Here is an 11,214-nt window from a genome sequence, read left to right on the forward strand (position 1 = left end):
GCACCACCGCACGACCGCACGGACTTCACAACTGAATAGGCGGGCCACCGGTGCCCGCACCCACTACGACAACTGCTTCTGCACGAACGTCACGCGCGCCACGTGCCCACCGGTACGTGGCGCGTGTGGTGAGGAGAGTCTTTTGAGTCATCCGCACCCTGAACTGGGCCGTCCCCCCGCGCTCCCGAAGGGCGGCCTGCGGGTCACGCCCCTCGGCGGCCTCGGCGAGATCGGCCGCAACATGACGGTCTTCGAGTACGGCGGCCGTCTGCTGATCGTCGACTGCGGAGTGCTCTTCCCCGAGGAGGAGCAGCCCGGAATCGACCTGATCCTGCCGGACTTCTCGTCCATCCGGGACCGCCTCGACGACATCGAGGGCATCGTCCTCACCCACGGCCACGAGGACCACATCGGCGGCGTCCCCTTCCTCCTGCGGGAGAAGCCGGACATCCCGCTGATCGGCTCCAAGCTGACCCTGGCCCTGATCGAGGCCAAGCTCCAGGAACACCGCATCCGCCCGTACACCCTCGAGGTGGCGGAGGGGCACCGCGAACGCGTCGGTCCCTTCGACTGCGAGTTCGTCGCGGTCAACCACTCCATCCCGGACGCGCTGGCCGTCGCCATCCGCACTCCCGCGGGCATGGTGGTCCACACCGGCGACTTCAAGATGGACCAGCTCCCGCTGGACGGCCGCCTCACGGACCTGCACGCCTTCGCGCGCCTGAGCGAGGAGGGCATCGACCTTCTCCTCTCGGACTCGACGAACGCCGAGGTCCCGGGCTTCGTCCCGCCCGAGCGCGACATCTCGAACGTGCTGCGCACGGTCTTCGCGGGCGCCCGCAAGCGGATCATCGTGGCGAGCTTCGCCAGCCACGTCCACCGCATCCAGCAGATCCTGGACGCGGCCCACGAGTACGGCCGCCGGGTCGCCTTCGTCGGCCGTTCCATGGTCCGCAACATGGGCATCGCCCGTGACCTCGGCTACCTGAGGGTCCCGCCGGGTCTGGTCGTGGACGTCAAGACGCTGGACGACCTCCCGGACAGCGAAGTCGTCCTGGTCTGCACCGGCTCCCAGGGCGAGCCGATGGCCGCCCTCTCCCGCATGGCCAACCGGGACCACCAGATCCGCATCGTCCAGGGCGACACGGTGATCCTGGCGTCCTCCCTCATCCCGGGCAACGAGAACGCGGTCTACCGCGTGATCAACGGCCTGACCCGCTGGGGCGCCAACGTCGTCCACAAGGGCAACGCCAAGGTCCACGTCTCGGGCCACGCCTCGGCCGGCGAGCTGCTGTACTTCTACAACATCTGCCGCCCCAAGAACCTGATGCCGGTCCACGGCGAATGGCGCCACCTGCGCGCCAACGCCGAACTGGGCGCCCTGACCGGCGTCCCGCACGACCGCATCGTCATCGCCGAGGACGGCGTCGTCGTCGACCTCGTCGAGGGCAAGGCGAAGATCTCCGGCAAGGTCCAGGCGGGATACGTCTACGTCGACGGCCTGTCGGTCGGCGACGTGGGCGAGCCGGCCCTCAAGGACCGCAAGATCCTCGGTGACGAGGGCATCATCTCGGTCTTCGTGGTCATGGATTCGTCCACCGGCAAGATCACGGGCGGGCCGCACGTCCAGGCGCGGGGCTCCGGTATCGAGGACTCGGCCTTCGCCGCGGTGCTCCCGAAGGTCGTCGAAGCACTGGAGCGCTCGGCCCAGGACGGGGTCGTCGAACCCCACCAGCTCCAGCAGCTGGTGCGCAGGACCATCGGCAAGTGGGTCTCGGACACGTACCGGCGCCGTCCGATGATCCTGCCCGTGGTGGTGGAGGTCTGACGGACCGTCGGCTCGCCGGCAGCGTCAACCAGGAGCGGGGCGCCTCGATTTGCATCGAGGCGCCCCGCTCCAGTACGTTTACATCTCCGCTCGGACGGGCACCCGACCACTTCGTGGAGGGGATCCCGGGGGTGGAAATCCCGACTCAGAATCTCTGATAAAGTCGGAACCGCCGGAAAGGGAAACGCGAAAGCGGGAACCTAGAAAGCACCGAGGAAATCGGATCGGAAAGATCTGATAGAGTCGGAAACGCAAGACCGAAGGGAAGCGCCCGGAGGAAAGCCCCAGAGGGTGAGTACAAAGGAAGCGTCCGTTCCTTGAGAACTCAACAGCGTGCCAAAAGTCAACGCCAGATATGTTGATACCCCGACCTGATCGGTTCGATCGGGTTGAGGTTCCTTTGGAAAAACACAGCGAGGACGCTGTGAACGTCGGGACTATTCCTCCCGGCGTTCCGCTCTCGTGGTGTCAACCGGATTACCGGTAAACATTCACGGAGAGTTTGATCCTGGCTCAGGACGAACGCTGGCGGCGTGCTTAACACATGCAAGTCGAACGATGAACCACTTCGGTGGGGATTAGTGGCGAACGGGTGAGTAACACGTGGGCAATCTGCCCTGCACTCTGGGACAAGCCCTGGAAACGGGGTCTAATACCGGATACTGATCCTCGCAGGCATCTGCGAGGTTCGAAAGCTCCGGCGGTGCAGGATGAGCCCGCGGCCTATCAGCTAGTTGGTGAGGTAACGGCTCACCAAGGCGACGACGGGTAGCCGGCCTGAGAGGGCGACCGGCCACACTGGGACTGAGACACGGCCCAGACTCCTACGGGAGGCAGCAGTGGGGAATATTGCACAATGGGCGAAAGCCTGATGCAGCGACGCCGCGTGAGGGATGACGGCCTTCGGGTTGTAAACCTCTTTCAGCAGGGAAGAAGCGAAAGTGACGGTACCTGCAGAAGAAGCGCCGGCTAACTACGTGCCAGCAGCCGCGGTAATACGTAGGGCGCAAGCGTTGTCCGGAATTATTGGGCGTAAAGAGCTCGTAGGCGGCTTGTCACGTCGGTTGTGAAAGCCCGGGGCTTAACCCCGGGTCTGCAGTCGATACGGGCAGGCTAGAGTTCGGTAGGGGAGATCGGAATTCCTGGTGTAGCGGTGAAATGCGCAGATATCAGGAGGAACACCGGTGGCGAAGGCGGATCTCTGGGCCGATACTGACGCTGAGGAGCGAAAGCGTGGGGAGCGAACAGGATTAGATACCCTGGTAGTCCACGCCGTAAACGGTGGGCACTAGGTGTGGGCAACATTCCACGTTGTCCGTGCCGCAGCTAACGCATTAAGTGCCCCGCCTGGGGAGTACGGCCGCAAGGCTAAAACTCAAAGGAATTGACGGGGGCCCGCACAAGCGGCGGAGCATGTGGCTTAATTCGACGCAACGCGAAGAACCTTACCAAGGCTTGACATACACCGGAAAACCCTGGAGACAGGGTCCCCCTTGTGGTCGGTGTACAGGTGGTGCATGGCTGTCGTCAGCTCGTGTCGTGAGATGTTGGGTTAAGTCCCGCAACGAGCGCAACCCTTGTCCCGTGTTGCCAGCAGGCCCTTGTGGTGCTGGGGACTCACGGGAGACCGCCGGGGTCAACTCGGAGGAAGGTGGGGACGACGTCAAGTCATCATGCCCCTTATGTCTTGGGCTGCACACGTGCTACAATGGCCGGTACAATGAGCTGCGATACCGCGAGGTGGAGCGAATCTCAAAAAGCCGGTCTCAGTTCGGATTGGGGTCTGCAACTCGACCCCATGAAGTCGGAGTCGCTAGTAATCGCAGATCAGCATTGCTGCGGTGAATACGTTCCCGGGCCTTGTACACACCGCCCGTCACGTCACGAAAGTCGGTAACACCCGAAGCCGGTGGCCCAACCCCTTGTGGGAGGGAGCTGTCGAAGGTGGGACTGGCGATTGGGACGAAGTCGTAACAAGGTAGCCGTACCGGAAGGTGCGGCTGGATCACCTCCTTTCTAAGGAGCACTTCTAAGCCAAGCTTGCTTGGTTCAGAGGCCAGTACATCAGCGAACGTCTGATGCTGGTTGCTCATGGGTGGAACGTTGACTACTCGGCACACTTGACCAGCTTGTCTTCCTAGTACTGCTTCGGCGTGGAACGGGAGAGTGAGTGGCGAGGGTGTCGGGCACGCTGTTGGGTGTCTGAGGGAATGAACTTCCTTCAGTGCCGGCCCCAGTGCACTCGGGATGTTGTCCCGGGGTGATGGGTGGTTGGTCGTTGTTTGAGAACTGCACAGTGGACGCGAGCATCTGTGGCCAAGTTTTTAAGGGCGCACGGTGGATGCCTTGGCACCAGGAACCGATGAAGGACGTGGGAGGCCACGATAGGCCCCGGGGAGTCGTCAACCAGGCTTTGATCCGGGGGTGTCCGAATGGGGAAACCCGGCAGTCGTCATGGGCTGTCACCCGCTGCTGAACACATAGGCAGTGTGGAGGGAACGCGGGGAAGTGAAACATCTCAGTACCCGCAGGAAGAGAAAACAACCGTGATTCCGGGAGTAGTGGCGAGCGAAACTGGATGAGGCCAAACCGTATACGTGTGAGACCCGGCAGGGGTTGCGTGTGCGGGGTTGTGGGATCTCTCTTCCACGGTCTGCCGGCCGTGGGGCGAGTCAGAAACCGTTGATGTAGGCGAAGGACATGCGAAAGGTCCGGCGTAGAGGGTAAGACCCCCGTAGTCGAAACGTCAGCGGCTTGCTTGAGAGACACCCAAGTAGCACGGGGCCCGAGAAATCCCGTGTGAATCTGGCGGGACCACCCGCTAAGCCTAAATATTCCCTGGTGACCGATAGCGGATAGTACCGTGAGGGAATGGTGAAAAGTACCGCGGGAGCGGAGTGAAATAGTACCTGAAACCGTGTGCCTACAAGCCGTGGGAGCGTCGGACATCAGCTTGCTGGTGTCTCGTGACTGCGTGCCTTTTGAAGAATGAGCCTGCGAGTTTGCGGTGTGTTGCGAGGTTAACCCGGGTGGGGTAGCCGTAGCGAAAGCGAGTCCGAACAGGGCGTTTCAGTAGCACGCTCAAGACCCGAAGCGGAGTGATCTAGCCATGGGCAGGTTGAAGCGGAGGTAAGACTTCGTGGAGGACCGAACCCACCAGGGTTGAAAACCTGGGGGATGACCTGTGGTTAGGGGTGAAAGGCCAATCAAACTCCGTGATAGCTGGTTCTCCCCGAAATGCATTTAGGTGCAGCGTCGTGTGTTTCTTGCCGGAGGTAGAGCACTGGATAGGCGATGGGCCCTACCGGGTTACTGACCTTAGCCAAACTCCGAATGCCGGTAAGTGAGAGCGCGGCAGTGAGACTGTGGGGGATAAGCTCCATGGTCGAGAGGGAAACAGCCCAGAGCATCGACTAAGGCCCCTAAGCGTACGCTAAGTGGGAAAGGATGTGGAGTCGCACAGACAACCAGGAGGTTGGCTTAGAAGCAGCCACCCTTGAAAGAGTGCGTAATAGCTCACTGGTCTAGTGATTCCGCGCCGACAATGTAGCGGGGCTCAAGCGTACCGCCGAAGTCGTGTCATTCATACAACAGGGCCAACGCCTGTATGGATGGGTAGGGGAGCGTCGTGTGCCGGGTGAAGCAGCCGCGGAAGCGAGTTGTGGACGGTTCACGAGTGAGAATGCAGGCATGAGTAGCGATACAAACGTGAGAAACGTTTGCGCCGATTGACTAAGGGTTCCTGGGTCAAGCTGATCTGCCCAGGGTAAGTCGGGACCTAAGGCGAGGCCGACAGGCGTAGTCGATGGATAACCGGTTGATATTCCGGTACCCGCTGTGAAGCGTCAAACATCGAGCATCGTGATGCTAAGGCCGTGAAGCCGCCCTGATCTCTTCGGAGTTGAGGGGAGTGGTGGAGCCGCTGAACCAAGCGGTTAGTAGGTGAGTGATGGGGTGACGCAGGAAGGTAGTCCATCCCGGGCGGTGGTTGTCCCGGGGTAAGGGTGTAGGCCGTGCGGTAGGTAAATCCGTCGCACACAAGGCTGAGACCTGATGCCGAGCCGATTGTGGTGAAGTGGATGATCCTATGCTGTCGAGAAAAGCCTCTAGCGAGTTTCATGGCGGCCCGTACCCTAAACCGACTCAGGTGGTCAGGTAGAGAATACCGAGGCGTTCGGGTGAACTATGGTTAAGGAACTCGGCAAAATGCCCCCGTAACTTCGGGAGAAGGGGGGCCATTCTTGGTGATCGGATTTACTCCGTGAGCTGGGGGTGGCCGCAGAGACCAGCGAGAAGCGACTGTTTACTAAAAACACAGGTCCGTGCGAAGCCGTAAGGCGATGTATACGGACTGACGCCTGCCCGGTGCTGGAACGTTAAGGGGACCGGTTAGCTCCATTTCGGTGGGGCGAAGCTGAGAACTTAAGCGCCAGTAAACGGCGGTGGTAACTATAACCATCCTAAGGTAGCGAAATTCCTTGTCGGGTAAGTTCCGACCTGCACGAATGGCGTAACGACTTCTCGACTGTCTCAACCATAGGCCCGGTGAAATTGCACTACGAGTAAAGATGCTCGTTTCGCGCAGCAGGACGGAAAGACCCCGGGACCTTTACTACAGTTTGATATTGGTGTTCGGTTCGGCTTGTGTAGGATAGCTGGGAGACTTTGAAGCTCGCACGCCAGTGTGGGTGGAGTCGTCGTTGAAATACCAGTCTGGTCGTGCTGGATGTCTAACCTGGGTCCGTGATCCGGATCAGGGACAGTGTCTGATGGGTAGTTTAACTGGGGCGGTTGCCTCCTAAAGGGTAACGGAGGCGCCCAAAGGTTCCCTCAGCCTGGTTGGCAATCAGGTGTTGAGTGTAAGTGCACAAGGGAGCTTGACTGTGAGACCGACGGGTCGAGCAGGGACGAAAGTCGGGACTAGTGATCCGGCGGTGGCTTGTGGAAGCGCCGTCGCTCAACGGATAAAAGGTACCCCGGGGATAACAGGCTGATCTTCCCCAAGAGTCCATATCGACGGGATGGTTTGGCACCTCGATGTCGGCTCGTCGCATCCTGGGGCTGGAGTCGGTCCCAAGGGTTGGGCTGTTCGCCCATTAAAGCGGTACGCGAGCTGGGTTTAGAACGTCGTGAGACAGTTCGGTCCCTATCCGCTGTGCGCGTAGGAGTCTTGAGAAGGGCTGTCCCTAGTACGAGAGGACCGGGACGGACGAACCTCTGGTGTGCCAGTTGTTCTGCCAAGGGCATGGCTGGTTGGCTACGTTCGGGAGGGATAACCGCTGAAAGCATCTAAGCGGGAAGCCTGCTTCGAGATGAGGACTCCCACCTCCTAGAGAGGGTAAGGCTCCCAGTAGACGACTGGGTTGATAGGCCAGATATGGAAGCCGGGTAACCGGTGGAGTTGACTGGTACTAATAGGCCGAGGGCTTGTCCTCAGTTGCTCGCGTCCACTGTGTTGGTTCTGAAACCACGAACAACCCCGTCCATGGTCACGGACGGTGCGGTTGTCAGTTTCATAGTGTTTCGGTGGTCATAGCGTAGGGGAAACGCCCGGTTACATTCCGAACCCGGAAGCTAAGCCTTACAGCGCCGATGGTACTGCAGGGGGGACCCTGTGGGAGAGTAGGACGCCGCCGAACAATTATTGAAAGGGTTGGACCCCGAACTTCGGTTCAGGGTCCAACCCTTTTTTGTTTACCGTCACTTGAAGTTCACGTTGCGCTACGAGCATCGGCGGCATGGGTACCGCTGCAATGCTCAGGTCCGCCGGCGTGGGCGTCGGCGACGAGGTCGTCGTACCTGCCTTCGGGAACGTGGAAGTCGCCGAGGCCGTGGCCCTGGTAGGGGCGTCGCCGGTGTTCGCCGACATAGATCCGGACACGTACTGCTTGGACGCCTCGGCGGTGGAGACCGCGCTGACGTCCCGGACCGCGGCCCTGGTCGCCGTGCACCGGTTCGGGCGGCCGGCGGACATGGGGGCGCTGCACGAGGTCGGCCGGCGGCACGGACTGCTGGTGCTGGAGCAGGGGGAGTCGGAGGCGCCGTACGACGAGATAGCGCAGCGTCGGCAGCGGGCGGCCTATCTGGACGGGAAGTTGAGGGGAGTGCGCACTCCGGGCTGGGGGGACGGGCACACCTATCAGCAGTACGTGGTGCGGGTGCCGGGCAACGGGCGGCCCGATCGCGATGCCTTCGCCCGGGCCGTGCGAGGGCGCGGGGTCGAGTGCAGAGTGCCGGTCAAGACGCCCGTGCACCGCATGCCCGGCTTCCGTCGGTGCGTTTCTTTGCCGGAGACCGAGCGCGCGGCCGACGAGACGCTGGCGCTGCCGGTCGACGCGTCGTTGACCAAGCGGGACATGCAGCGGATCGTCTCGGCGTGCAACGCCTTGGGCGGGTTGCTGCAGCCGGCCTTCTGAAAGGCGTGGTTGGGAGCACCGCTCTGTTCGGGGTATGATCTATTCCGTTGCCGCGAGGGAAACCTCGAAAAGCGACAGGCCCCTATAGCTCAGTCGGCAGAGCGTCTCCATGGTAAGGAGAAGGTCAACGGTTCGATTCCGTTTGGGGGCTCCACAGAGAAAGGCCCCGCCCATCGGGCGGGGCCTTTCTCATGCCCTGACGCGGCCGGTCAGTCCGCGTGCGGCTCCGGGACGCGCATGGCCAGGATCGCCATGTCGTCGGACGGGGCGTCCGACGCGAACCGCTCGACGGCCCGCATGATGCGCGCCGCCACCGCGCCCGCCGTCAGCCCCGTGCACGTGGTGAGGACGTCGGCGAGGCCGTCGTCGCCCAGCATGCGCGTGCCCTCCCGCCGTTCGGTGACCCCGTCCGTGACGCAGAGCAGGACGTCGCCTGGGTCGAGGGTGACCGTCTGCTCGTACAGCTCCAGGTCCTCGATGACGCCGAGGAGGGGCTGGGGCTCGGCGGCCGGTTCGACCGTGCCGTCCTGGCGCAGGCGGAGCGGGAGCGGGTGGCCGGCGCAGACCACCTTCAGCTCGGCACTGCCGTCCTCCTGGGGCCGCATCTCGCCGTACAGCAGGGTGAGGAAGCGACTGCGGGCGCCCTCGTCGAGGATGGCGGAGTTGAGGCGCTCCAGGACCGCCGGCCCGCTCAGGCCCTCGCGGGCCAGCAGGCGCAGGGCGTGCCGGGCCAGGCCCGTGACGGCCGCCGCGTTGGGTCCCGTGCCGCAGACGTCGCCGATGGCGAAGCCGTACGCGTCGTCGCTGATCGGGAAGAGATCGTAGAAGTCGCCGCCGACCTCGTTGCCCTCGCCGGCCGCGCGGTAGATGACCTCTACCTCGACGCCGTCGATGACGGGCAGCTCCGGGGGCAGGAGGCTGCGCTGGAGGGACTGGCTGATGGCCGTGCGCTCGGAGTAGAGGCGGGCGTTGTCGAGTGCCAGGGCGGCCCTGCGGGAGAGGTCCTCGGCGAGTTCCAGGATCTCCTGGCGGAAGTGCTCGTCGGTCGGCTTGCCGAGCGTCAGCATGCCGATGACGCGGTTGCGGGCGACCAGGGGGAGGACCACGGTCTCGCCGCCGACCGCGGCCGCCGTGGCGAGCGTCGGGCCGATGCCGGTGTTCAGCTGGGGCGTCGTACCGCTGTTGAGGCCCAGGTCGCGCATGGACGTGCGCAGGGCGGCCTGGTGGGCCAGCTCGCCGGGTGCCGACCAGACGCGGGCGCCCGGGGTCGGTACCGGGTCGGGCGGGGCGATCTTCGAGAGCAGGGACTTGATGCCGTCGATGAGTTCCTCGTCCTCGTGCAGGACGTAGGAGAGGTACGGCTCCGAAGCCTGGTCGGCGATGGTGTAGACGGCGCACCAGGTGGCCAGGGTGGGGACCGTCATCTGGGCCATCAGGGCCAGGGTCTGGTCGCGGTCCAGGGTGCCGGCGAGGAGGTCGGACGCCTCGACGAGGAAGCTGAGGGAGCCGCGGCGCAGACGCTCCAGCTCGCCCAGACGGGCGGACTCGACGGCCAGCGCGATGCGGTCGGCGGCGAACTGGAGGCGCAGCGCCTCCTCGTTGGAGTACCGGCCGGCGGCCTCGGCCGCGACGCCGAGGGAGCCGGTGAGGCGGCCCTCGACCTTGAGCGGGACGGTGACGACCGAGCGCATGCCGGTGCCGTTGAGCAGCGGGACGGCGCCCGGCACCGCGGCCAGGTCGTCGTGGACGGCGGGCATCCGCGCGGAGCCGTAACGGCCGGGGCCGGCCTCGACGGGGACGCGGGCGAAGCGCTGGCGGGCGGAGGGCAGTCCGGTGGAGGCGCGGACCTCCAACTCCGTCTCGTCGTCGGTCGCCAGGAGCAGGAAGGCGGCGTCCGCGTCGAGCATGTCGCGGGCCCGTTCGACGGTGCGCTGGAGGAGGCCGTCGAGGTCGTCCGGGGCGGGGGAGCCGATGAACACCTCGAAGGGGTCGGCGCTCTGCCCCTCGGAGGAGGCGCCGCCGTCGGACGACGGTACGCGCAACGGCGTCTGCAGGACGGCGCGTTCGTGATCGCGCACGAGGAGGCAGACCGTGGAGGGCTCGCCGCCGGCGTCGCGGACGCGCAGGTGGGAGGCGTACACCGGGGTGACGCGGCCGTTGGCGTCCCTTATGCCGTAGCTGCCCTCCCAGCGGGAGAGCCGGAGCGCCTCGGCGATGCCGGTGCTGGTGCCCGGCGTGTGCGGCCAGGCCGCGAGGTCGGTCAGCGGCTTGCCGACGACCTGCTCGGCTGTGTAGCCGAACAGCTCCCCGGCGTCCTCGTTCCAGGAGGTGACGGCGCCGGTGCGGTCGATCTGGACGACGGCGACGCGGACGCGCCCGTCGGCGAGCGGCAGCAGGTCGGCGGGGAGGGAGGGGCCGGCGGCGCGGGTGCCGACCGGGCGCTCGGGCAGATGGAGGTGGAACCAGACGTTCTTGAGCGTGGGCGTGTACTCGACGCCCCAGCGGTCGGCCAGGGCCGCGCAGAGCTGGAGGCCGCGTCCGCCCTCGCGGTCGAGACTGCCCATGGAGGCGGGGGAGCCCTGGAGCGGGACCTCGCGCTCGGGGTAGTGGTCGGCGACCTCGATCCGTACGCCGTCGTCGCTGCGCAGGCAGACCACGTCGGCGGTGGTACCGGCGTGCACCACGGCATTGGTCACCAGCTCGCTGGTGAGCACCACGGCGTCGTCGACGATGTCGGCATGGCCCCAGCCCTGGAGCGTGTCGCGGACGAAGGACCGGGCGCTCGCCACCGATCGTCCGACGGGCTCGAAGCTGGCGGCCGCCCGCGCGGTGATCACAGAACTCCTCGACCCTCTCTCCCCGTGCACGGCCTCATGGCCGACCGGCTCGCTCCGCTGCTGCGGCAGTCCATCCGTCGGCCCGGGATCCGGGGGCTGCTCCCCCGGGATCAGTCCGGTGGTCATTCCGGCC

3 protein-coding genes, 1 tRNA gene and 3 rRNA genes are annotated in these 11,214 nt (G+C 64.4%); 6 read left to right on the forward strand and 1 reads right to left on the reverse strand.

Annotated elements, in window-relative coordinates; all coding sequences use genetic code 11:
- The first annotated feature begins 142 nt into the window (after positions 1-142).
- The 6 genes from ACFZP7_RS25450 (at position 143) to ACFZP7_RS25475 (ending at position 8,398) form a co-directional block, all read left to right on the forward strand.
- A complete protein-coding gene (locus ACFZP7_RS25450) occupies positions 143-1,828 on the forward strand; it encodes a ribonuclease J (protein ID WP_030977408.1) in 1,686 nt (561 codons plus the stop codon).
- Positions 1,829-2,318: 490 nt separating this feature from the next.
- Positions 2,319-3,844 (forward strand): 16S ribosomal RNA (locus ACFZP7_RS25455).
- Between the two features lie 298 nt (positions 3,845-4,142).
- Positions 4,143-7,263, forward strand: a 23S ribosomal RNA gene (locus tag ACFZP7_RS25460).
- A gap of 87 nt (positions 7,264-7,350) precedes the next feature.
- Positions 7,351-7,467 (forward strand): 5S ribosomal RNA (gene rrf, locus ACFZP7_RS25465).
- Together the 16S, 23S and 5S rRNA genes form the textbook arrangement of a ribosomal RNA operon.
- Before the next feature lie 114 nt (positions 7,468-7,581).
- Positions 7,582-8,244 carry a DegT/DnrJ/EryC1/StrS family aminotransferase gene (locus ACFZP7_RS25470; protein ID WP_019325747.1) on the forward strand — a complete coding sequence of 221 codons (663 nt, stop codon included), beginning with the start codon at positions 7,582-7,584 and terminating at the stop codon, positions 8,242-8,244.
- A 78-nt stretch (positions 8,245-8,322) separates the two neighbouring features.
- Positions 8,323-8,398, forward strand: a tRNA-Thr gene (locus tag ACFZP7_RS25475).
- Positions 8,399-8,453: 55 nt separating this feature from the next.
- On the opposite strand, the gene ACFZP7_RS25480 is transcribed toward ACFZP7_RS25475, so the two are convergent.
- Positions 8,454-11,207, reverse strand: a complete 2,754-nt coding sequence (locus ACFZP7_RS25480; protein ID WP_031015342.1) for a SpoIIE family protein phosphatase — start codon at positions 11,205-11,207, stop codon at positions 8,454-8,456.
- Positions 11,208-11,214 lie beyond the last annotated feature (7 nt).

This window comes from Streptomyces sp. SudanB5_2050 (assembly GCF_964272335.1).
GTDB lineage: Bacteria > Actinomycetota > Actinomycetes > Streptomycetales > Streptomycetaceae > Streptomyces > Streptomyces rochei.

Excerpts from the sequence above, each read along its gene's own strand:
- ACFZP7_RS25470 (WP_019325747.1), top strand. The coding sequence starts at position 7,582 with ATGCTCAGGTCCGCCGGCGTGGGCGTCGGCGACGAGGTCGTCGTACCT.
- ACFZP7_RS25480 (WP_031015342.1), bottom strand. The coding sequence starts at position 11,207 with ATGACCACCGGACTGATCCCGGGGGAGCAGCCCCCGGATCCCGGGCCG.